This is a genomic window from Sulfitobacter geojensis (assembly GCF_000622325.1).
GTDB lineage: Bacteria > Pseudomonadota > Alphaproteobacteria > Rhodobacterales > Rhodobacteraceae > Sulfitobacter > Sulfitobacter geojensis.
Genome location: NZ_JASE01000005.1, coordinates 383,297 through 406,713, shown reverse-complemented (window position 1 = coordinate 406,713; position 23,417 = coordinate 383,297). Strand labels below are relative to the sequence as shown.

Sequence of the window (23,417 nt, the reverse complement as noted above, 5' to 3'; positions counted from 1 at the left end):
TTGCCCTATGGGGCCTTTCAAACAGCGCGCGACATTGTTCGTTTTGGTAGTCATGGCAGACTCTTTCAACAGGCAGCCCCCACTGCTGTTGAATTGAAATTACCCGCTAAATGTGGCGAAAAAGGGGCGGATGCCGTTTTTCCACCCAATTCATCGCTGAAATCGTCATATTTTTCGTTAGGCCAACGACATTAGGCCACATTTCGAAAGACTGACCATAATTCAAACACAACGAGAAAGGGCCCGACCTGTGATGAGAATCACGGATCGGGCCCGACGACAGTTATATATGTAAACGTTAATTAGTAGCCGACGGAGTTGCCAGTAAAGCGAAGCTTAGGCGGCCAAGGTATGGGTCTGCGCGGGGTCTTCTTCCCAATCTTGATCTGCGTCTTCGTCTGACTGCGAGGCGGCAAAGCGGGGCAAGGTCATGGTAAAGGTACTGCCTTGTCCCATCACACTTTGCGCGGTCAGCTCACCCTTGTGCGCAATCGCAATATCGCGGGAGATCGCCAATCCCAGACCCGTACCGTTGTGCTTGCGGGTTGATGTGGAATCGACCTGATGGAAGGCCTCAAACACATTCTCGATTTCTTCCGGCGGAATACCGATCCCGCTGTCTTTTATTTTGAACACAACTGCACTTTGGGTTGCCGTGGCGGAAACGGAAATTGTCCCCTTTTCGGTGAACTTCGTAGCGTTGCCGATCAGATTGATAAGCACCTGCTGGATGCGCTTGGGATCAACATTAATATCGCAATTGACCACATCGACCTCTAGCGCCAGATTTTTGCTTTCGACCATCGGGCGCATCTGTTCGACCACCGTATCAACGATTTTTGGTACCGTCGTATGGTCGAACTCCATCGCCAGAGTGCCGGATTCGATCTTGGCGAAATCAAGGATCTCGGAAATCAGAGTATATAGCTGGTTCCCGGAGTTTTCGATCGAACGGGTCATCGTCGAAAACTTTGAAACGACCTCTTCCAGTTTTGGCATGATGTTCTCAGCGATTTCTGGGTGCTTTTCGATCTCTTCGATCAGTTTCCCATAAACCGGCATGTTCACGACATTCTGCGCAAGACGGGCGTGACCCAGAATGATCGTAAGCGGTGTGCGCAATTCGTGGCTCAGCACGCCCATGAATTCGGTCTTCGCGCGGTTTGCAGCCTCTGCTTCCCGCTGGGCGATCCGCAAATCAGAAACATCAATGCGCAGACCAACGACCGCACCGCAGTCCATCGACCGGTCGTAAGCGCGGATAAAGGTACCGTCCGCCAGAATTTGTTCGTTGTCAGCGTCCTGGATCTCCAACCTTTGGGACCACTTCTCGTACCACTCGTCCTCGATCCCCACAGCATCAGGAATAAGGCCAAGGCGCAGGTTTGCTTTTACAATGTCTTCGTATCGCGCGCCGACCCGCACCATGCCCGACCCGCCTGCGATCTCTTTATATCTCTTGTTGAAAGCGACCAGCCGGCGGTCGGCGTCGAACATAACGAACCCGTGGTCGAGCGCCTCTATGCCCACAGACAACATCCGTTCGGATTCACGTTGCTTGTCATGCATGCGCAAAACCAGACCAAACCCGACCAGGCAAGCCGCAATGCCCAGAAAGTAACTGATCTTGCGTGTCAAATGGTTGGGCAAATGGGGCGGCCACCCGCCATCGGTTGTCGCGGCAAGCTCCCAAGACCCGAAGGGCAGGTTAAAATTCAAAAAGACCGGATCTGCCGCGAGAACGGAGCTGTCCCCAAGCAATATGTCACCTGGTTCCGCACCTTGCGCACTGGTTTCGTGAATCAGGATATCGAAGCCTTCGACATATTCAGCGATACCAAGGTTTGCGAGAAATTTGTCGTAATCCAGAATAACCGACAGAATGCCCCATGGATCACGCTTGCCTGAAGCATTCAGCGTGAAAACCGGTGTCCTGAGAATAAGACCACGGCCGCCTGACGTTAAATCGATCGGACCGGTCATGATGCTGTCGCCCGAGTCCATAGAGGCATTGATTTTCGCCAGATGCTTAGGCAAGTTCTGATAGTCAAGTCCGACAACATTTTCGTTGCCTGTTTTTGGGAATACCATCGAAACAACCAGATCAGGTGCGGCAGCGACAAGTTTGACGTCATTGTTTAATAGAACGAAATCAAGGGCTTTGATGTTGAACTCGGTCGCGTTCATATCCGGGTTCTGACCAATGATTGTCGCAAGTTCACTCAATGCAAACACGCGCGAGATCACGCTGTTCTTGATCCGCTCGCGCACTTCGACCATCTCGATTGTGGTATTCAGTTTAAGATCCTGAACATGGCTTTCATAGGTCAGTTTCTCGAATTTATATGCCAAGGCAGACAGAACAACAGCCAATGCCGTCAAAGCAACTACCTGCTTAATCAACGCCTGCTTGCGCCTTAGATACACGGCCCATCGTTTCAGGTGCCGTGTGGTGCTCATTTTTGACATACGCATGAAAAACATCCCGCGACTCCTACCACTCAACAATCATAGCTATGGAAGCGCATTGTGGATATTTTAGGGCAATAGCAGAGCTTTTCTAGTATAAGGTGTATTGAGTTAACTTTTCGGATTTGTCTGCCTTGAACACAACTGATCGGTAATGCACCTGCGTAAATACTCAGCCCCGATACCTTTGATCAGCCGCAATATACCCGTATTTGTGAAATCAAGGCGCGCGGCCATAAGGGGCAACGAGACAAACATCTGTCTTTGACACGCCCCAAGGATTATATAGCGGCCCATACTCTCGCCATCCAAACCAGCGCAGAAACAGCATCGGAAAACAGCATGTCATCACATGACACTCTTATCGCGCGCATTTTGGAAACACCCCGAAAAGGACACAGACGTCTCGTTGCCTTGGCAGGGGCCCCCGCAAGCGGAAAATCGACCCTGGCCGAACAACTGGCCAAGGACCTGACAAACGCCGGATGCGCGGCACAAGTCATCCCGATGGACGGATTTCACCTGCATAACCCGACCTTAATCGCCCGCAACATGCTTGATCGCAAAGGCGCGCCGGATACCTTTGACGCGTCCGGCTTTGTAAATCTTGTCAAACGGTTGCACGATGAAACCGAGGTCTTTTATCCAACCTTCGACAGAGCCCGAGACATTGCAATCGCCGGCGCAGGGTGTGTCGACCACACATGCGACACAGCAATCATCGAAGGCAATTACCTGCTGTATGATGCCCCCGTCTGGCGTGATCTAGCGGGGCATTGGGACATCTCGATACGGCTTGAAACGCCGATAGCCATCTTGGAAAAGCGGCTGATTGACAGGTGGGTTTCCCATGGTCTGACTCCAGAACAGGCAACCGCCCGTGCCGCGACGAACGATTTGCCGAACGCGCAACTTGTCACAACTTCCGCCTTGCCCGCTGACATCATTCTATAACTCCGGCAAACTACACTCATTGCCCAGCTTTGCGGGCGGCTTATTCCTGCAAACTGATTCCCTAGCGCCCCGCTGCACGTTACCGTTTTAACTCAAATTTTTAGCGGGAATGCGCGGTCAGTGTAGCGATGGCGATAGAAAGCCCAGAAAAATTACCTGCAAACTTTCATTAAATTTCAAAATGTTATCGTAGAAACCAGATTTGGTGAAAACTTTATCGAAACTGGCAAAACTTTGTTTTCTTTTCGTTTCTAAGTTCTTCTCAATAACGAAGGATAGCAGATGTTTAACACCTTACCCCTTTCGCAAATCGAACAGGTACTTGACCTGTTTAGTGTCCCTATGTTTGTGATTGAACGGCAGGAGCCGGCAAATCGGTTTAGTATTGTTGCGACGAACGCAGCGCTCGAACGCCTTGTCGGACAGCCACGGTCCGAAATCCACGGCAGATCCATTTCCGAAGTGGGTCTGATTGGCATGCCGGACAGCGCCAATGACAATTTTCAAAAATGTGTCGCGGAAAAGCAGGTCGTGCATTTTACCTACCTCTTCATGCAGGACGAAGGTGAGGTCCGGTGGGATACAACCCTGCAATATTCGCGCAGCCTTGAAGACTCCGATCTGGTGATCGCGACAACGATAAAAGTCCCGCAAGAGCGCCCGTTACTACAAGACAGGCTGGCGTTTGAAGACCTGCGCTATTTCTCCTCCATTGCCGATCTGCAACTCGAAAACCTGAGCAGTGCGTTCAGTTCTGCAACCACCGAAGCGCGGGTAACCCCAATCGACGAAGAGCGTATCATGCGGTTACACGCGGTGTGCCGGACCGTGCAGCGCAGCGTTTGCGATATTCAGGACGTTGTCCGGCGCGCGCAGTCGCGCCATGCAGCTCTTCAAAATCAACCGTTGAAGAAACCGCCCCCCGGCCTTGAAATTCCCAATGACTCCGACGGCATGCAAACCGTTCGTGTATTTGCGGAAACCTGGGAGACACCACAAATCTGGGCTAACCCGTAAGACAAACCCAAAAGCGTTACCGAATCCCTCAGACGAAAGCATTTTCGTAACATTTTTCTTGCCCGCTGCCACATGATCCCCTAGGTTTAACACCAAATTAGGGAGATACTTATGTCAGCATTCATCTGTGACGCGCAGCGCACACCGATTGGTCGTTTTGGTGGGGCACTTGCATCAGTGCGCGCGGATGACCTCGCCGCTATTCCAATTGCGGCCCTTATGGCACGCAATCCGGATGTCGACTGGTCCCGCGTCGATGATGTGATCTTTGGCTGTGCAAATCAAGCGGGTGAAGACAACCGCAATGTCGCACGTATGGCGTCGCTTCTTGCCGGACTTCCGGTAGACGTGCCAGGTGCCACCATTAACCGTCTTTGCGCATCCGGCATGGACGCTGTTGGTGCCGCGGCCCGCGCGATTCGTGCTGGCGACATCGACCTTGCTATTGCCGGTGGCGTCGAAAGCATGACGCGCGCACCCTTCGTGATGCCGAAAGCCGAAACCGCCTTTTCGCGTAACAACGCCGTCTATGACACGACCATCGGCTGGCGCTTCGTCAACCCGAAGATGAAAGCGCAATACGGCGTCGATTCAATGCCACAGACGGCTGACAACGTCGCCGAAGACCATGATGTAAACCGCGCCGATCAGGACGCTTTTGCCGCGCGCAGCCAGCAACGCTGGGCCGCGGCTGACAAAGCAGGGCTTTTTGCCGAAGAAATCGCACCCGTCACAATCCCACAACGCAAAGGCGATCCGATTGTTGTTGATCGCGACGAACACCCGCGCCCCGACACCACAGAAGAAAAACTGGCCAAGCTACGCGGAATCAACGGCGCCGATCTGACCGTCACGGCGGGCAATGCTTCCGGCGTTAACGATGGTGCTGCCGCGATGCTGATTGCGTCGGAACAGGGCGTAAAAGATCATAATCTCACCCCAATCGCACGGGTTGTTGCCATGTCCGCCGCCGGTGTTGAACCGCGCGTGATGGGTGTGGGCCCGATCCCCGCCTGCCAAAAGGTATTGGCCCGCGCGGGTCTGAGCATTGAGCAAATGGATGTGATCGAGCTGAACGAAGCCTTCGCTTCTCAAGGCATCGCAACCTTGCGGGCGCTGGGCGTCGCCGATGATGCACCGCATGTCAACGCAAACGGCGGGGCTATCGCGATCGGTCATCCGCTTGGCATGTCCGGTGCGCGCTTGGTGATGACCGCAGCGTTGCAACTCAAACGCACCGGCGGCCGCTATGCGCTTTGCACCATGTGTGTGGGCGTCGGCCAGGGTGTCGCGCTGATTCTGGAGCGCACCTAAAACGAAACCCGTTCTTGAAAGGATCTGAACGATGTATGCACAGATGATCAAGTCTACCGGCGAAGGCGTCAAATCCCTTGACGAGATGGAGCCCGACGAACGCGCCTTTCAAGAACGGATCAACGCCGGCGGCAAAATCGAGCCGAAAGATTGGATGCCCGAAGGGTATCGCAAGAACCTGATCCGCCAGATCGGTCAACACGCGCACAGCGAAATCGTCGGCCAACTGCCCGAGGGCAACTGGATCACCCGCGCGCCGACATTGGAACGCAAGGCGATCCTGCTTGCCAAGGTGCAGGATGAAGCGGGTCATGGCCTCTATCTTTACTGTGCCGCTGAAACGCTCGGTGTCACGCGTGACGATCTCACACGTGACCTGCTGTCGGGCAAGATGAAGTATTCTTCGATCTTTAATTACCCGACACTGACTTGGGCCGATATGGGCGCGGTTGGCTGGCTGGTCGATGGTGCCGCTATTATGAACCAGGTGCCCTTGCAACGCACATCTTACGGTCCCTATGCCCGCGCGATGGTCCGAATTTGTAAAGAGGAATCCTTTCACCAACGCCAGGGCTTCGACATCATGATGAAGATGGCCAACGGCACGGAGGCACAGCGCAAAATGGCGCAGGATGCGCTGAACCGGTTCTGGGGCCCCTCCTTGATGATGTTTGGTCCGTCCGACGCCGAATCCGTCCATTCCGCGCAGTCCATGGCGTGGAAGATCAAGATGAACTCGAACGACGAGTTGCGTCAGAAATTCGTCGACCAGACCGCACCGCAGGCGGAATACCTTGGCCTGACGATCCCCGACGAGACCTGCAAGCTGAACGAAGAAACCGGTCATTACGATTTTGCCCAACCGGATTGGGACGAATTTTTCGATGTGCTGCGCGGCAACGGCCCCTGCAACACGGAACGGCTTGAGGCGCGTAACAAGGCGTGGGACGACGGGCGCTGGGTGCGCGAAGGTCTTCTTGCCCACGCTGCGAAAAAGCGCAGTGCGAAACTGGCAGCGGAGTAAGAACATGAGCAGCCCTGAAACCAGCCCCTACAAAAATAGCGAAGCCAGCCCGCATGGCGAAACCCGCAAAACCGAATGGCCCCTTTGGGAAATCTTCATTCGCGGTCAGCACGGCCTAAGCCACCGGCACGTGGGTTCACTGCATGCGCCCGATGCCGAAATGGCGATCAAAAACGCGCGCGATGTGTACACACGACGCAACGAAGGTGTCAGCATCTGGGCTGTCGAAGCCTCTGACATCGCCGCCTCCTCGCCCGAGGAAAAAGGCGCGCTGTATGAGCCTGCGAACGACAAGGTTTACCGCCACCCGACGTTTTTCGATATCCCTGATGAAGTGGGTGCAATGTGAGCGATCCCCTGTTCGAGTTTCTCTGCCGTATGGGCGACAACACGCTGGTGTTGGGCCACCGCGTGTCCGAATGGTGCGGCGTCGCTCCGGTGTTGGAAGAAGACATTGCGCTGGCCAATACCGCGCTTGATCTGATCGGACAGACCCAGCTGTGGCTGGGCATGGCTGGCGGAGTCGAGGGCAAGGGACGCGATGCGGACAAGCTGGCGTTCCACCGCGATGTCTGGGATTTTCGCAATGCGCTTTTGTGCGAACAGCCCAACGGTGATTTTGGCCAGACGATGATGCGCCAGTTTCTATTCGATACATGGCATCTGATCACACTCAAGGCGCTGGCCGGTTCGTCGAATGAACAGATCGCCGGCATCGCCGAAAAGTCGGTGAAAGAGGTGACGTATCATCAGGAGCGTTCTGCCGATACGGTGATCGGACTGGGGGACGGTACCGAAGAAAGCCATATGCGGATGCAAAAGGCGCTGGACCGTCTTTGTCCCTACGTTGGTGAGTTGTTTATCGCCGATGAGATAGACAAGGCAATGGTTGAGCAGGGTATCGCGCCTGATCCCACCACGTTGCGCGCCAGCTTTGACAGCCAGCTCGATGCGGTTCTGGCCGCCGCAACCCTGACCAAACCGGCCGATGATTTCGCCCACAAAGGGGGCAAAACGGGCGCGCGCCATACCGAACATTTGGGTCATATGCTGACGCAGATGCAATGGCTGCAACGCGCCTATCCGGATGCGACATGGTGATCGAAAAGCCCGCGTTAGAGACTGTTTGGAGCTGGCTGTCCGCCGTGCCGGACCCGGAAATTCCGGTGATCTCCCTTACGGATCTGGGAATTATCCGTGATGTCCAGTGGCAAGGCGACACTTTGGAAGTGACCGTAACGCCAACCTATTCCGGCTGTCCCGCGACCAGTATCATCAATCTGGACATCGAAACCGCGCTGCGCGGACATGGCATTGAAAACCTGACACTGAAACGACAATTGTCACCCGCATGGACAACCGACTGGCTGACCGACAGTGGGAAGGCCAAGTTGGAAGAATACGGCATCGCCCCGCCGCAACCGGCTGGCGGCCCGCAACACTGTCCGCGTTGCAAATCCGCAGCGGTTGAGCGGATCAGCCAGTTCGGATCAACCCCCTGCAAGGCGCAATGGCGGTGTACCGACTGCCTAGAACCCTTCGACTATTTCAAATGTATTTGAGGCCCTGATATGAGCCAGTTTCACCCCGTAACAGTGACTGATATTCATCACACCATCCGCGACGCGGTTGTTTTGACACTAGAGCCGGAAAATGCCGAAGCCTTCGCGTTTACTCAAGGCCAGTATCTGACCTTCAAACAAGATTTTGACGGAACCGAGCTGCGCCGCAACTATTCCATCTGCGCCGGTCTGGACGATGGCAAATTGCAAGTTGGCATCAAACGCGTGGACGGCGGGGCCTTTTCGACCTTCGCCAATACCACGCTAAAGGTCGGCGACACCCTGCAGGTCATGCCGCCACAGGGCAAGTTTTTCACCGCATTAGAGCCTGATCGCGCCAAAAACTATCTGGGTTTTGCCGGCGGATCAGGTGTGACCCCCATCTTGTCGATCCTGAAAACAGTGCTGAAACGCGAACCGCTTAGCACTTTCACGCTGGTCTATGCCAACCGCGCCGTGAACACGATCATGTTCCGCGAAGAACTGGAAGACCTCAAGAACAAATACATGGGCCGGCTGACGATCATACATATGCTGGAATCGGGACAGGATATCGACCTGTTTACAGGGCGCGTGGATCAGGCCAAATGCGAGACCCTGTTCAAACAATGGATTGATGTGAAATCAATCGACACCGCATTCATTTGCGGCCCCGAGCCGATGATGCTGGCAATTGCCGACAGCCTAAAAACCCATGGGTTAGAGCCTGATCAGATCAAGTTTGAACTGTTCAGCGAAAGCCAGCAGGGCCAGCTTGCCAAACAGGAAATGGTCAAGCGCAGCGAGGGGCAGAAAGGCACCGAACTGACCGTGATCATCGAAGGGGCCCAGCGCACATTCGAGATGCCAAAAGGGCAATCCGTTCTGGATGCCGCCCTTGCCAACGGACAGGACGCGCCATTCGCCTGCAAGGCGGGCGTTTGTTCGACCTGTATATGCAAGGTGGTTGAGGGCGAGGTTGAAATGATAAGTAACCACGCGCTTGAGGATTACGAGGTGGAACGGGGTTATGTGCTGTCCTGCCAGTCCTACCCGCTGACGGATAAACTCATCGTCGATTACGACACACATTAAGGAGCCATCATGCTGGATGTCCAAAGTTTCGCTGCCGGTCAATGGCTTCCTTCCGGTGCCGGCGCCCGCAATATTGCCAGCGCGATCACAGGTGACGTTATTGCGCAGGCGGGCAGCGACACCTTGGATGTGCAGGCGATGTTGGGCTATGCGCGTGGTGTTGGCGGGCCTGCCCTGCGCAAGCTGACGTTCCATGACCGCGCCCGCATGCTTAAAGCTATTGCGCTTTATCTGATGGAACGCAAACAGGTCCTTTATGACCTGAGCTATGACACCGGTGCCACCCTTTCCGATCACAAGATCGACGTGGATGGTGGCATCGGCACAATGATGGTTTTCGCCTCAAAAGGGCGGCGCGAAATGCCGGACGGGCATGTGTTTCTGGATGGTCCTCCCGAACAACTGGGCCGCACGGGCGCCTTCATGGGGCGGCACATCTGCACCCCGTTGCAGGGCGTTGCCGTTCATATCAACGCCTTCAACTTTCCCGTCTGGGGGATGCTGGAAAAGCTGGCCCCGACTCTGTTGGCCGGTGTGCCCGCCATCGTGAAGCCCGCCACCGCAACCTCTTACGTGACAGAGGCCTGCGTGCGCATGATGCTGGAAAGCGGGTTGTTGCCAAAAGGGGCCCTGCAATTGGTCAGCGGTGGTTTGGGCGACATGCTGGATCACCTCGACTGTCAGGACGCCGTGGCCTTTACCGGATCCGCAGACACCGCATTGATGTTGCGCAGCAATCCCAAGCTGATGGAACATTCGGTCCGCTTCGCTTCTGAACAAGACAGTTTGAACGCCTCTGTGCTAGGGCCGGATGCGGTGGCCGGCACGCCCGAGTTCGATCTGTTCGTCAAAGAAGTTCAACGCGAGATGACCGCGAAGGCGGGCCAGAAATGTACAGCAATCCGCAGGATCATGGTGCCGGAGGCGCAGATTGATGCGGTTATCGCCGCGCTGGGTGAACGTTTGGCCAAGACAACCATTGGCGATCCGCGTTTGGAAAACACCCGCATGGGCGCATTGGTTTCGGCGGGACAGAAACGCGATGTGTTGGAAAAAGCGGCTCTAATAGGGGAAGAAGCGGAATGCGTTTTTGGCAACACCGATGATTTTTCCGTTGAAGGTGCCGACAAGGACAAAGGTGCCTTCGTCCCGCCGATGCTGTTTCATTGCGCCAATCCCGACACCGCAGAGCGCGTTCATGACACCGAAGCTTTTGGCCCCGTGTCCACCGTCATGCCCTACCGCGATCTACCCCATGCGATTGATCTGCTGAACAAAGGCAAAGGATCATTGGTTGCCTCGATCATCACCAATGACGGCAATGTGGCGCGCGAAGTTACACTCGGATCCGCAGCGTTTCATGGGCGCCTCTACTTTAACAACCGCACGTCGATGTCAGAGGCCACCGGCCACGGTGCCCCCCTGCCGCATATGGTACACGGTGGGCCGGGCCGTGCGGGAGGTGGCGAAGAACTGGGCGGCATCCGCGGCGTGATGCATTACATGCAGCGCACCGCCATTCAGGGTAGCCCCGACATCCTGACCGCCATCGGCGAACAATGGGTGCCCGGTGCGCATGAAATCAATGACCGCGCGCATCCTTTCACCCGGACCTTTAACGAAATTGAACTGGGCGAAACCTTCAACTCCCCTTCCCGCGAGATCACGCTTGAAGATATCGAAACCTTTGCGCATTTCACCGGCGATACGTTTTACGCCCATATGGATGACGAGGCCGCCAAGGCGAACCCGTTTTTCCCCGGTCGCGTGGCGCATGGCTATCTGTTGCTTAGCTTTGCCGCGGGTCTGTTTGTACAACCCGATCCGGGGCCAGTGCTGGCCAATACGGGCTTGGACAATCTGCGCTTTATGGCCCCTGTCGCCGCCGGTGACAGCATACGCGTGCGCCTGACCGTCAAACACAAGACACCGCGCAACGAAGAATACGGCGAGGTGCGCTGGCATGTAACCCTGTACAACCAGAATGATGAAGCCGCCGCGGAATACGAATTGTTGACGATGAATGCCTACTAAAGGGTTTGATACCCTGACCGCCGGCCTGCACGGGCTTGGCGGGCAACGGGTCTGGTCTTTGATGATCAGCCTTTTCGGTGATCTCGCGCAGGCCCCGAAACAACATATCGACGGGCCTCTGCTTTCTGCGATCATGCAGGGGTTGCGCGTCAAACCGGAAGCAGCTCGTGTGGCCCTGCACAGACTGCGCAATGACGGTTGGATCATTTCGCAAAAGGTAGGGCGGATCAGCCGTCACTCTCTGACTGACAAGGGGCGGGCAGAATGCATTGCCGCCAATCCGCGCATCTATGCCGATCCCGCGTTATCCACCGGTCGCTGGAATCTGGTGCTGACCGAAGACACCTCCGCCGAACAGATCGCAGAGATGACGCAGCGTGGGTTCGCGCCATTGGTGCCGCGCGTATTTGTGGGGCCGACTGATAGCGCTGCACCACAGGGCGCATTGGTCCTGTCAGCGGATCACGCCCCAAGCTGGCTGCGCAAACAGATTGCCCCGCAGATACACCAGACAGGCTACGAAAACCTGCTTGTTGCATTAAGCAATGTGAAACCGGATTTGCCCGCGCCGGAAGACATGGACGCCATCGACATCGCCGTCTTGCGCTGCCTTGTGGTGCACAACTGGCGCCGCTTGGTTTTGAAACATCCCGAACTGCCCGCCCCGTTGGTGGACCCTGACGGGGCAAGTCACCAATGTCACCTGTTGGTTGCCGATCTGCTCGCGCGCTATCCCCGCCCAGAGCTTTCAGCGATCAAGCGGTGTCATAGCGCCGCGTAACAGCCGCTTTCCCAACTGTCACAGGCAGGCTATAGCATACGCCATGACAAATTATCTCTATCAGGGCGATCTGCCCGATGACCTTGATCTGGGCGACACGGTTGCCATTGATTGCGAAACGATGGGCCTGCATCCGCACCGCGACCGTCTGTGCGTTGTACAGCTGTCGAGTGGGGACGGGAACGCCCATCTGGTACAAATCGCCAAAGGCCAGACAGAAGCACCGAACCTCTGCCGCTTGCTGGAAGATGCCAAGGTGCTCAAACTGTTTCACTACGGCCGGTTTGACATTGCCGCGATGCTGAACGCTTTTGGGGCCACCACCGCACCGGTCTATTGCACCAAAATTGCCAGCCGTCTGGTGCGCACCTATACGGACCGTCACGGGTTGGCGAAGCTGTTGCAAGAACTGCTCAGTGTCGACATTTCCAAACAGCAGCAATCCAGCGACTGGGGCGCTGACAAGCTGAGCAAAGCGCAGATTGACTATGCCGCGTCGGATGTTTTGCACCTGCACAAATTGCGCGACCAACTGAACGAGATGTTGATCCGCGAGGGCCGGATGGACGTCGCGCAGGCCTGCTACGACTTTCTACCGACACGGGCGAAACTTGATCTGCTCGGCTGGCCTGACACAGACATCTTTGCGCACGCATGAAGACACCTTTTATAGATACCGCCGCCCGCGTCATTCGCGCTGAAGCCGTCGCTTTGAACCGGTTGGCCGATGCGCTGGATGATCGTTTCCGCGCTGCCATCGACCTGATGCGCGAAACCAGGGGCCGCGTGATTATAACCGGCATTGGCAAATCCGGTCATATCGCCAACAAAATCGCAGCGACCCTTGCCAGCACCGGGACGCCCGCGCAATTCGTTCACCCGGCGGAGGCAAGCCATGGGGATCTGGGCATGATCACCCGCGATGATGTGGTGTTGGCCATTTCCAATTCAGGCGAGGCGCCCGAACTGGGCAACCTTATCGCCTATTCGCGCCGCTACGAGATTCCGCTGATCGGGTTGACCAGTCGTGAGGACAGCACCCTGGCCCGCCAGTCGGACGTGATCTTGCTGCTGCCCAAAGTGGCCGAAGCCTGCAACACCGGTGTTGTGCCCACCACCTCGACAACCATGACGCTTGCGATGGGCGATGCGCTTGCCGTGGCGCTGATGGAGCACCGCGATTTCACCGCCGAACATTTCCGCGCCTTCCACCCTGGTGGCAAGCTGGGCGCGCAGCTGAGCCTTGTGCGCGATCTGATGCACGTCAATGGCGCGATCCCGCTGGTCAGCGAAGATGCGGCGATGGCCACCGTCATGGCGGAAATTGGCAACAAAGGTTTTGGCGTTACCGGTGTCACGGATGCAGATGGCAAACTGGTCGGCATCATCACCACGGGCGATCTGGGCCGTCATATGGAGGGGCTGTTTGCCCTGAAAGCACAGGATGTGATGACCCGAAATCCAGTCACCATCGACCCCGAAGCGCTGGCTGAAAAGGCGGTTGGCCTGATGAACATGCGCAAGATCACCTGCCTTTTGGTGGTCGACCCCGCAGTGCCCGAGCGTCCCGCCGGTCTGCTGCACATACACGACTGCCTGCGCGTCGGGTTGGGTTAGGCACCATGCAGGCCGACAGGTACTCCCGCGCTGTGGGCTGGCTGAAGGTGCTGTTGCCGCTGATGGCGCTGGCACTTCTGTCGACGCTATTCCTGTTGTCGCGCGTGATTGACCCCCAGGCGGTGATCCCCTTTGCCGACAAGGAGATTCAGGACCGCCTGCGCGATCAGCAGGTGACCGGTCCGATCTATTACGCGGTTACGGCAGACGGCGACGAGATTTCGTTCGCGGCCGAAAAGGTAACCACACCGGACGGCAAGACCGGCGGCAACGAAGCCGAAGACGTCGAGGTTGTGATGAAACTCGGGTCGGGTGCCGACATTGTGTTGAACGCGCAGCGCGGACATTTTGACATCGCGGCGGACAGCAGCAAGCTGCAAGGCGACGTCGTGATAAACACCTCTACGGGATACCGCATTAACAGCGATCTGCTGGTCACACAGATGTCCGTTCTCGGTGTGAACTCGCCCGGTCCGGTATCCGCGATCGGGCCTGTTGGCACGCTTGATGCAGGTGCGATGACACTGAACGCGGGCAAACCGTCCCATTTGGTTTTCACAAACGGTGTGAAGCTGATATATACCCCTGAACTAGACAAAGAGTGACGCCGTGAAATACCTGAAAATCTTGGTCCTGCCCTTATTACTTGGCCTGTCGGCGGCACCGGTCATGGCACAAGGCACCAATGTGGCCTTTGGCACGCTTGCGCAGGATACCAAACTGCCGGTCGAGGTAACGGCCGACAATCTGGCAGTCGATCAAGAAACAGGTGAGGCGGTTTTCACTGGAAATGTGTTGATCGGTCAGGGCGAAATGCGCCTGTCTGCCCCGCGTGTTCTGGTGATTTATCTGGCCGAGCAAAAAGGGATCGAACGGATGGAGGCGACGGGCGGCGTCACGTTGGTCTCCGGTCCCGATGCCGCCGAATCAGAGCGCGCGGATTATAATATCGCCCAAGGCACCATTGTGATGACCGGCAACGTACTGCTGGATCAGGGACCAAATGCCCTGAGCGCAGACAAAATGACAGTACAGATATCCGATGGCACAGCACAGATGTCGGGCCGCGTGAAAACAATCATCCAACCGGGTAGCGACAACTGATGACCCCGCCAGATTTGCAGGTCGCGACAGGAAGCGCCGGTTTACGCATCGCGCATCTGCGCAAATCCTACCGGAAAAAGGTCGTGATCCGTGACTTTTCAATGCACCTCAACCGGGGTGAGGTTGTTGCCCTGCTGGGCCCGAACGGATCTGGAAAAACCACAACGTTCTATGCGGTCGCCGGTCTGGTTACACCAGAAGGTGGCACAGTTGAGGTAGATGGCAAGGATGTCACCACCCTGCCGATGTACCGGCGCGCACAGCTTGGCATTGGCTATCTCCCGCAGGAAATGAGCATCTTTCGCGGGTTGTCAGTTCAGGACAATATTTCCGCCATCCTCGACATCTCCGTGCCCATCCGTCGCCAACGTCGTGAACGGCTTGAGGAATTGCTGTCGGAGTTTTCGATCGAGCATTTGCGCCGGGCACCTGCGCTGGCCCTGTCAGGCGGGGAACGCCGCCGCGTAGAGATTGCCCGCTGTCTGGCTGCGAACCCGAACTATCTGTTGCTTGATGAACCCTTTGCGGGTGTCGATCCGATTTCGGTCGGCGATATCCGGCATCTGGTTGCAGATCTGAAAAACCGAGGGATCGGAGTGCTGATCACTGATCATAACGTACGGGAAACATTGGAAATTGTTGACCGCGCTTACATCCTGCACGAAGGTAAGGTGTTGATGTCCGGCACACCGGACGAAGTGGTCCAGAACGAAAATGTGCGCCGCGTCTATCTGGGCGACAACTTCCGTATTTCTTAATATTTCGCAAACGTTGATCGGCTTTATTTCGCTGTAGCGTGATCTCCGAACCATTGACTTTGAACCCAATTCCGCGCCTGATAGGGACATGGTAACACTGCGTTCCAGTCTGTTTCGGCATCGGCCTTATTGCCAAGGCTCGGCTGACTTTAACCTGAACGCAGCGCCATTTCCCGCACTTTGCACCGCTCAAAACCCACACAATTGGTGTCTTTGACGGCAGCACGGTGACACGTACAAGGAGAACTTATGCGATACCAAATCAGCGGCAAACAAATCGACATCGGCGATGCGCTTCAGACTCATGTCAAAGCGGAGTTAGGCGAAGGCGTTAAGAAATACGCCGAACGTCCGACAGAAGCCGTCGTCATCTTTTCGAAGTCGGGACATGAATTTGTCTGTGAAGCGACCGTGCATCTTTCGACGGGGCTGACCGCCTCGGCAAAAGCGCATAGCACCGACATCTATGGCGCTTTTGATTCGTGTAACGAAAAAATGGAAAAGCAACTGCGACGCTACAAGCGGCGGTTGAAAGATCATCACAAAGACCGCGCAGAACCTGTTGAGTTTCTCGGCGCTTCCTCTTATATCCTCGCCTCAGATAGCGATTCAGACGCACAGGAACCTGAAACCCTCCAACCCATGATCATCGCGGAAATGCAGACCAAGATTGCAACCTTGTCTGTCGGCGAAGCGGTTATGCAGATGGAAATTTCAGGCACGCCCGTTCTGGTGTTTCGCAACGAAGGCAAAGACGGGGTGAACGTCGTATACCGCCGCGAGGACGGTAACATCGGCTGGATCGACCCATAAGGAACCGGGTGAGGGCAGCCTCACAGCGATAACAGAGTGGATTGAATGAATTTTTCAAAACTTCTGAAGCCGGAGGCGGTCAAGGTTCTGACCTCCGCCTCCAGCAAGAAGCGGCTGATGCAAGAGCTCGGTGACTTGATGTTTGCTGCGCACGGGTTGCAAGCCGACCGCGTTGTCGAAGCCCTGAATGCCCGCGAGGCATTGGGGCCAACGGGTGTGGGCCACGGTGTGGCCCTGCCCCATGCCCGGCTTGCGGGGCTGCAAGAGGTTGTCGGCGCGTTTGTGCTGCTCGACACGCCGATTGATTTCTCTTCCGTTGATCGCCAGCCCGTTGATCTGGCCTTTGCTCTGTTCGCGCCTGAAGATGCCGGTGTTGAACACCTTAAGGCGCTGGCGCTGGTGTCACGGACATTGCGCGATGCATCGATCTGCAACAAATTGCGGTCTAATTCGGATGCGGGAACGCTTTATACGATCCTGACTGAAGAGAAATCCGCGCAGGCTGCCTAAAGCGTCGGCCGCTCTATTTCCAAGCAGAAAAACCTAACATCACATAGTCGCGCTGATACGCATCCGCCGTCAGTTTTTCGATTTCCGCATCATAAATCTGTTCCAGCGCAAAGGGCTGGTCCGGTGCGGCTTGCGGAACAGGCGGCACATCTGTCCGGCCAACAACCCGCGCCAGATCGGACAGCTCAGCTGCAAGATCGTCCTCGCGGATAAGGCGGTCCGGCAGGCACAATTCGGCAAAACCCATGATCGCCTGCGTCTGTGTACACCACGCCGGATCAACCCGAATGGCGGTCTGCCCTGACAGATTCCCTTTCAGAAACCTCAGGAAAGCAACGAAAGCGGTCCGGTGCGCGGCCAGATCATACCGTTCATCGGGCCCGTTTTCTGGCAATGGCATCTTATAGCGCCGCATCATGGTCTTGCGCAGCTGAACATAGCTGCCTTTGTCGACCGGCAAGATGTGGCGGCAAAATGCATCATGCGCGCGCTGCACCGGATGGCGCAGAACCGCGAAACTGCGATGGCCGGGGTGTTTGCGTTTCCACTGCCGCAAGTCTTTTTGCGTCATCTTGGTCTGTAAATCAGACCGCGTCACGCCGTCCAAATCTGCCATCCAGCGTAAAACAGATGCCTGCGGCCCCGACCGCAGTGGCAAATACAACAACGCACTGTCAGCCGCGGCCACATAGGATGGCACAACCGGCCCACGGCGCGGTTCAAAATTGGGCGTTCGGGTCAGATCAAACCGGTCCAGTTGCGACAACGCTTTTAGCATATCGTCGTAGTTACGCACTTTCGCCGATATCGGGCTCGGGTTCTGCTTTTTGAGACTTTTATCCAACGCTTCCATCTGCGGGTCGACACCCAGATATCTGGCCAACCCGTTCATCACATCAACGCTTTGCAGATCCTCGTAGGCCACATAAAAGGCAGTCTGTCCTGTGGTTTGCAACCGGTTCAGCAGGGTGATCTGAAACGCCTGCAATGCCTCAAGATGGGCGGAAAATTCTTTTGCATCAAACTGGGCCTGTCCTGCCTTATGTGCCTTCACATCGGTCAGTTTCCACTGACCGGTTTCCTGTGCAATTTTCCAACTGACATAGCTTTCGACAGGGTTGCGCGTCAGAATCACCTTGGCGCAGGTCTCGTCCGCCATGATATCATCAAACACCCGCGGGTCATGATCGTGAAAATAGCGAAATCCGCTGAGCCGTGCGGTGTTGTTACGGATCGCTGACAACAACACCTTGGGGTCGGCATCGCGGGTTTTCAGATCGACACCTAGGATCGGGTCATTGTTGGGATAGCCGATGAAATGGGGATTAAAGGCCTCTCCGTGGCAGTTGATCCCGTCAAAGGCGTTTAAATTGGCCTCTAGAAAGTTCGATCCGGTACGCATCTCGGCAAAGACGACAAAGCTTTGAAACTTGGGAGACATGATTATTGCACCAGATAGGGTTTGCGCTGCGCTTTAGGCGTCGCCGCGACACCACGTTCAACAGGGAAGTCACCCATAAGATAGGGGTGCATCCCCTGATTTTTGAGGTTCTGTAGGAATTGGCCAAAGCCCGCCAGATCAACCATTTTCGGTGCCTCTGAAAGCCGGCTCAGCTTGGTACGTCCAATCTCGTCCAGAATACCTTGCAACGGTTCCATCGGGGCCTCAATGAATTCGGCCATTGTCCAGATCCGCACACGCGCCTTGGTGTAGGGTGAACGCAGGATATCCATGTGTTCGCTTTCCAGCTTTTGCAGATTGGCCGCAATGGCGCGGATGTCGGCAAAATCACGGTTGGAGCGAAACAGCGGAACCGCCCAAGCGCCGGTGATCACCGAAACTTGCGCATTCGGGTCTTTTGCCACCCGCCAGCAGATGTCCTGATTATCGGCGGGTCCGAATTGGAAACACTGCCGCTCGCCACGCGTATTCCAAATCAAGTTCGTCAAAAACCCCTTGCCGTTATAGTCGCGCAACACCGCGCTGTCAGAAAGCGCGCCGTTGATCGCGGTTTGCCCGTCGGCGTAATGCACTTTATCCTTGGCAAACAAATGTCCATGCACCCGGGCGCCGGTCGCCGAGGCAAGCCAGGGTTCGAAATTCTCGAACAGTTCGGCAAAGCCTTGAAACATCGAATAGGGCGCGGCGGTCACGCCGTTTTCCCAATCCTCGTTCGGGAAACGACTTTGCATATAAAGCCCCGAACGCCCGCGCGTCCGGCGTTCAACCGCTTTGGAAAAGATACGGTCAATCTTGCCTGGGTTCGGTTCCGTCTTTTTCATCGCGCCGGCGGCATCCGTCAAAAACGCCTCGTACAGGCGATCCGCATAGGGCCAGACTTTCCGCGCAACAAAACAATCAGACCGGCGCAAAAGTTGCAGGTGATCATCGTAAAAGATGTGCGGCTTACCTTGGAAATCGAACTTCGACAGCGTCAATGAACGGCTTTCGATATTACTGGAATAATGCCGCGCAAGGGTCTGGAAAAAGCTTTCGTCCGGTATCCAGACATGGCGGAAAAACCGGTCATAGGTCGGGCGTTCGGGATCTTGCAATATGGCCGACAGGGTACGCCGCGTCAGGCACCACCATTGCGACCCCATATGCGGAACGATGCCGTTGGGCATCTTGCGCTGCAATCCCAACGACCGCTGCGTGTTGACCAGAAAATCAAACAGATGGCGGTTGCGTTTCCACGACACAGGAAAACGGAGGGTAAAACGCTCTTCATCCAAGCCGCCAACGGTCCAGGGCACTTCGGAGGTGGTTGCGCTTTCGATAAAATCGGTTTGCGGGCGTTCGCGCAGATAATCGAGCAATTCTTCAACCGGACGCAACGGCAGACAGGACCCCGACGCCAGATAGACATGTCGCACTTGGGCGTACTGCGCCAGCATCTGTTCCGATGCAGCCTGCGTGGCCTGAACGATCCCCCATGTGCCCCACTCACAGCGAAACCGTGTGCTGAACGTCACATGTTCCAGATCCGACAGAGCCGTGACAAAACTCTCGTAAGTCTTGCGTTCGACCATCTTGTCCACGTGGATCACGACCGGACAGCCCGCCGCCGACCAATGCCGTGCAACCTGCTCCGCCCGGCCAAGGGCGGTGTGCACCAGCATTACAATACCGACGCTCACGCCCAGTTTCCTTTGGACATCAGACCCAGAATTTCAAGTTGGCGCCAGTTGATATAGCGTTCCGACCACTTGCACCAAAGCTGCGGGTCATCCTTGATCCGCTCTGCATAAGCCTTGTATTCAACAGACCCTGCATAATGCTGACTGCGCTCCAGTTCCTCTTTGGCCTTCTCGCCAAAAGTGTCAAGAAACTTGGCATGCAACAGAACGCCAGAGGCTTTTTCACCGCCCCATTCATCATAAACTTGATTCAAACCGCGCGGCAGCAACATATGCGTAGAGCTTACGTAGGCATACCGCTTATCCCATTTGACCAATGGAACCTTGTTCAAGGCCGGTGCCTTTTCCGGTGTGTCGGGAAAAAAGACGCGGCTGCGGGGGCCACCTTGAATCCAAAGGTTTCCAAAACTGTGATTGCGTGAAATCGTATAATTACCACTGTCAAACCAGCAGGCGATATCAATGGGGTTCTGACCGGCCTGGTAGGGTTGCTCGTCCAGCCGCCCTTTAGGGTACATATCCAACAGCATCGCCGAAAACGACTTGATCGACGAGGCATCCAGCCAGTCGGTCAGCGCCCGCAAGGGTCGCGTATCGCAGAAGGGGAATACCAGAAACTCGTCCGGATCAACGGTCAGCACCCAATGCCCATGGGCGTGTTTCATTTGCAGCCAGTTCAGCCAGTCAACGCCAAAGCGGGCGCGTTTATAGCTGGCTTTAGTGCTCCAGACCGACACGTCAGGTTGATCCGCAAGATAATCCAGGGAACCGTCGTCACTGTCATTGTCCACAAAAAAGAAATGGCCAATGCCCATCTTACGATAGTATTCCAGAAAATAGGGCAGACGAACGCCTTCGTTGCGCTGGGTGCAGAACAGCAAAAGGTCGTCCGAACGGATCTGACCCGTTCGGTTCGCGACACGCTTGAGTTCTCGACGCTTGCGGATCGCACGCGCCCGCCACCGTTTACGTTGAAGCCTCAGCCCATATGACCGAAATATGCCCAAACACCACCTATTTCCTTTGGAAATCTACCGCTCGTTGGCGCAATATCATCTTAACCTTAACACGGTCTTGAAGTGATTGGTCCAGCTTGGACCTACAAAGATGGCTTCTTTGTCTGCAGGCGGCGGCATTTCTTTCCAACTTTGAATTGTTTTTAGCCATAATTCAGGATTGGAAACAGGGGCAAATGTGGCGTTATCGCCAATTATTTCATGTAATACAGTCAAATCGTTGCATAAAACACGCGTTCCAAGCTGCAGTGCCTCGATAGGTGGCAAACCGAACCCTTCGGCATGGCTGGGAAACAACATGCCTGCGCTCCGTTCAACGAGCGCTGACATGGCACCATCGTTCAGGTTTGCTATCTCCCGTATCCGCCCCTCAGGGGTAAGTTGATCGAGCTGCGCAAAGACCGCATCATTGTTCCAACCTCGGCTTCCACAGATCAGCAAAACCGGTGCATCAGCCCCCATCCGTCCCCACAAATCCAGCAGAAACCGGTGGTTTTTGCGCGGTTCGATTGTCCCTGTCGTGATAAAATACGGCTCTTGCGGCGGCAGACCTGCGGGGAGTTCAGACAGCTGCGGGACCGTTGAAATTGTTCCTAAATGCGAAACAATACCGCGCGGCAGCGGTCCCCATTCCTGCATCACAGTTTCGGTCCGCTGACGGGTATCTTCAGAGTTGTAGATCACCCTGTCTGCATGCCTACGCACACGTTCAAGTTTGGCGCGAAACGGCGCGATGGTTCCGGGCCGTTGGTATTGCGGGTATTCCAGCGGGATCACATCATGGATCATCACCTCAATAGAGCCGGACGCCGAGTGAACATTTTGAAACACTCGGTCGGTCAGATTGCTGTGTCCTACGTTGTAGTACGCAAAACCTGAGGGAAGGTATTGTTGCAACATCCGGCCCAACCGTGGGGGCAAACAGCGCGCCATCGCGTGGCGGCGTACGTCCGTTTCGGCCTGTGTTAGAGCCTGTTCTCGCCGCCATGGCAGCCGCGACAAAACATCAGCGCGGCCCCATTTTAAATTACCGTTTAACCGGTCACGAAAGGCAATCATTCCGTCACGATCCAAAAGAACGTAACCGAAAGCGGTACGTATCAACCCCAACGCGGGCACATCGTCGTTGATAAACTGATCGAGATAGGCGTGTTCGACGCGGTCGACACCGGTGGGCATGCGGCCCGCACGGCGCAGGCTCCTTGTAAGGTCAAGCAGCCGCGCTGGGGGCATCCTAGGCGTCGTAATGGCCGGACTGGTGCCATCTCCACGCGTCGGTAATCATCTGTTTCATCGTGGATCTATGGGGGTTCCACCCCAATTCGGCCTTGGCGCGCGACGACCCCGAAACAAGCTTTGTGCAATCCCCCGCGCGGCGCGGTCCTTCGTGACACGGCACGGCGCGATTTGTGACCGCATGGCTTTGATCCAGCACTTCGCGCACCGAAAACCCCGTACCTGTCCCAAGGTTGAACACCCTGCTTTTTTTGTCATCCGCAAGCCATTTTAGCCCCAGAACATGCGCATCAACCAGATCACAAACATGCACATAGTCCCTGATACAAGTGCCGTCTGGCGTATCATAGTCGGTGCCAAATATTGTCAGGGCGTCGCGTTTCCCGTCGATCGCATCCAGCATCAATGGCACAAGATGTGTTTCCGGCCGGTGGAATTCGCCAACCTCGCCGTCAGGATCGGCCCCCGCCACATTGAAATAGCGAAAGATCACATGTCGCAACCCGTGTGCTGTTTCAAAATTGGCGAGCATATCCTCGATCGCACGTTTGGACGCCCCATAGGCGTTGATCGGCATTTGAGCGCTGTCCTCGTCCAGCACAACATTGTCCTGATCACCATAGGTCGCACAGGTCGATGAAAACACAAAGTTCAGACACCCCGCCGCAACGGCTGCCTCGATAAGGTTCAAAGATCCGGACACGTTGTTGCGCCAATAAAGTCCCGGATCCTGCATGCATTCGCCGACCAGACTGAGCGCTGCGAAATGCATCACGGCAACCGGTTCATATTGGGCAAAAACAGAGTCTAATCTGGCACGATCCAGCAAATCTCCCTGTTCAAAAGGGCCGAATTTAACCGCATCTTGCCAACCTGTTACAAGGCTGTCGTAAGTGACCGGCGTATATCCCGCCGCCCTCAGCGCCTTACAGGCATGCGAACCGATATAGCCCGCCCCCCCCGTCACCAATACATAGGCCATTGTGTCGGCTC

The 23,417-nt window shown here is 55.7% G+C and carries 23 protein-coding genes; 17 read left to right on the top strand and 6 right to left on the bottom strand.

What is annotated here, in order from left to right; all coding sequences use genetic code 11:
• Positions 1-336 precede the first annotated feature (336 nt).
• Positions 337-2,475 (bottom strand): sensor histidine kinase, encoded by a 2,139-nt coding sequence (locus Z947_RS0104005; RefSeq protein ID WP_162171862.1) that lies wholly within the window; start codon positions 2,473-2,475, stop codon positions 337-339.
• 279 nt (positions 2,476-2,754) lie between these two features.
• Here Z947_RS0104005 and Z947_RS0104000 point away from each other — a divergent pair, with 279 nt between their 5' ends.
• The 17 genes from Z947_RS0104000 to Z947_RS0103920 all read left to right on the top strand — a co-directional run bounded on the left by Z947_RS0104000 (position 2,755) and on the right by Z947_RS0103920 (position 17,031).
• Positions 2,755-3,423 (top strand): nucleoside/nucleotide kinase family protein, encoded by a 669-nt coding sequence (locus tag Z947_RS0104000; protein WP_338057841.1) that lies wholly within the window; start codon positions 2,755-2,757, stop codon positions 3,421-3,423.
• A gap of 282 nt (positions 3,424-3,705) precedes the next feature.
• Positions 3,706-4,440, top strand: coding sequence for a PAS domain-containing protein (locus tag Z947_RS0103995; RefSeq protein WP_025043026.1), 735 nt, complete (start codon positions 3,706-3,708; stop codon positions 4,438-4,440).
• A 111-nt stretch (positions 4,441-4,551) separates the two neighbouring features.
• Positions 4,552-5,754: a 3-oxoadipyl-CoA thiolase gene (gene pcaF, locus Z947_RS0103990; RefSeq protein WP_025043025.1), complete on the top strand. Its 1,203-nt coding sequence runs from the start codon at positions 4,552-4,554 to the stop codon at positions 5,752-5,754.
• A 31-nt stretch (positions 5,755-5,785) separates the two neighbouring features.
• A complete protein-coding gene (paaA, locus tag Z947_RS0103985) occupies positions 5,786-6,778 on the top strand; it encodes a 1,2-phenylacetyl-CoA epoxidase subunit PaaA (protein WP_025043024.1) in 993 nt (330 codons plus the stop codon).
• Positions 6,779-6,782: 4 nt separating this feature from the next.
• Complete coding sequence (gene paaB, locus Z947_RS20790) at positions 6,783-7,127, top strand: 1,2-phenylacetyl-CoA epoxidase subunit PaaB (RefSeq protein ID WP_025043023.1); 345 nt, start codon at positions 6,783-6,785, stop codon at positions 7,125-7,127.
• Positions 7,128-7,156: 29 nt separating this feature from the next.
• A complete protein-coding gene (gene paaC / locus Z947_RS0103975) occupies positions 7,157-7,879 on the top strand; it encodes a 1,2-phenylacetyl-CoA epoxidase subunit PaaC (protein WP_025043022.1) in 723 nt (240 codons plus the stop codon).
• Positions 7,873-8,340: a 1,2-phenylacetyl-CoA epoxidase subunit PaaD gene (gene paaD / locus Z947_RS0103970; protein WP_025043021.1), complete on the top strand. Its 468-nt coding sequence runs from the start codon at positions 7,873-7,875 to the stop codon at positions 8,338-8,340. The genes paaC and paaD overlap by 7 nt, the downstream gene beginning before the upstream one ends.
• Positions 8,341-8,349: 9 nt before the next feature.
• Positions 8,350-9,414, top strand: a complete 1,065-nt coding sequence (locus Z947_RS0103965; RefSeq protein ID WP_025043020.1) for a 2Fe-2S iron-sulfur cluster-binding protein — start codon at positions 8,350-8,352, stop codon at positions 9,412-9,414.
• A gap of 9 nt (positions 9,415-9,423) precedes the next feature.
• Positions 9,424-11,448 carry a phenylacetic acid degradation bifunctional protein PaaZ gene (gene paaZ, locus Z947_RS0103960; protein ID WP_025043019.1) on the top strand — a complete coding sequence of 675 codons (2,025 nt, stop codon included), beginning with the start codon at positions 9,424-9,426 and terminating at the stop codon, positions 11,446-11,448.
• Positions 11,438-12,229, top strand: coding sequence for a PaaX family transcriptional regulator C-terminal domain-containing protein (locus Z947_RS0103955; RefSeq protein WP_025043018.1), 792 nt, complete (start codon positions 11,438-11,440; stop codon positions 12,227-12,229). The genes paaZ and Z947_RS0103955 overlap by 11 nt, the downstream gene beginning before the upstream one ends.
• A gap of 43 nt (positions 12,230-12,272) precedes the next feature.
• On the top strand, positions 12,273-12,887 hold the full coding sequence (locus Z947_RS0103950; RefSeq protein WP_025043017.1) for a ribonuclease D: 615 nt from the start codon (positions 12,273-12,275) through the stop codon (positions 12,885-12,887).
• Positions 12,884-13,846: a KpsF/GutQ family sugar-phosphate isomerase gene (locus Z947_RS0103945; protein WP_025043016.1), complete on the top strand. Its 963-nt coding sequence runs from the start codon at positions 12,884-12,886 to the stop codon at positions 13,844-13,846. The genes Z947_RS0103950 and Z947_RS0103945 overlap by 4 nt, the downstream gene beginning before the upstream one ends.
• A gap of 5 nt (positions 13,847-13,851) precedes the next feature.
• The gene (locus Z947_RS0103940) at positions 13,852-14,451 is read left to right on the top strand and encodes a hypothetical protein (protein WP_025043015.1); all 600 of its coding nucleotides are present in this window, start codon (positions 13,852-13,854) and stop codon (positions 14,449-14,451) included.
• A gap of 64 nt (positions 14,452-14,515) precedes the next feature.
• Positions 14,516-14,950, top strand: coding sequence for a lipopolysaccharide transport periplasmic protein LptA (gene lptA / locus Z947_RS0103935; protein ID WP_211100893.1), 435 nt, complete (start codon positions 14,516-14,518; stop codon positions 14,948-14,950).
• Entirely contained in the window at positions 14,950-15,708 is a 759-nt protein-coding gene (gene lptB, locus Z947_RS0103930; protein ID WP_025043013.1) for an LPS export ABC transporter ATP-binding protein, read from the top strand. Before lptA ends, lptB begins: the two co-directional genes overlap by 1 nt.
• Positions 15,709-15,957: 249 nt before the next feature.
• Entirely contained in the window at positions 15,958-16,521 is a 564-nt protein-coding gene (gene hpf / locus Z947_RS0103925; protein ID WP_025043012.1) for a ribosome hibernation-promoting factor, HPF/YfiA family, read from the top strand.
• Between the two features lie 45 nt (positions 16,522-16,566).
• The gene (locus tag Z947_RS0103920; RefSeq protein ID WP_025043011.1) at positions 16,567-17,031 is read left to right on the top strand and encodes a PTS sugar transporter subunit IIA; all 465 of its coding nucleotides are present in this window, start codon (positions 16,567-16,569) and stop codon (positions 17,029-17,031) included.
• A 13-nt stretch (positions 17,032-17,044) separates the two neighbouring features.
• On the opposite strand, the gene Z947_RS0103915 is transcribed toward Z947_RS0103920, so the two are convergent.
• Genes Z947_RS0103915 through galE form a run of 5 tightly spaced genes read right to left on the bottom strand, consistent with a single transcriptional unit; the run spans position 17,045 to position 23,406 of the window.
• On the bottom strand, positions 17,045-18,472 hold the full coding sequence (locus tag Z947_RS0103915) for a sulfotransferase family protein (protein ID WP_025043010.1): 1,428 nt from the start codon (positions 18,470-18,472) through the stop codon (positions 17,045-17,047).
• Between the two features lie 2 nt (positions 18,473-18,474).
• Positions 18,475-20,172 carry a DUF5927 domain-containing protein gene (locus Z947_RS0103910; RefSeq protein WP_025043009.1) on the bottom strand — a complete coding sequence of 566 codons (1,698 nt, stop codon included), beginning with the start codon at positions 20,170-20,172 and terminating at the stop codon, positions 18,475-18,477.
• Entirely contained in the window at positions 20,169-21,179 is a 1,011-nt protein-coding gene (locus Z947_RS0103905) for a glycosyltransferase family 2 protein (protein ID WP_025043008.1), read from the bottom strand. The genes Z947_RS0103910 and Z947_RS0103905 overlap by 4 nt, the downstream gene beginning before the upstream one ends.
• Positions 21,180-21,224: 45 nt before the next feature.
• Complete coding sequence (locus Z947_RS0103900; RefSeq protein WP_025043007.1) at positions 21,225-22,367, bottom strand: glycosyltransferase; 1,143 nt, start codon at positions 22,365-22,367, stop codon at positions 21,225-21,227.
• A gap of 55 nt (positions 22,368-22,422) precedes the next feature.
• Entirely contained in the window at positions 22,423-23,406 is a 984-nt protein-coding gene (gene galE / locus Z947_RS0103895) for a UDP-glucose 4-epimerase GalE (RefSeq protein ID WP_025043006.1), read from the bottom strand.
• Between the last annotated feature and the right edge of the window lie 11 nt (positions 23,407-23,417).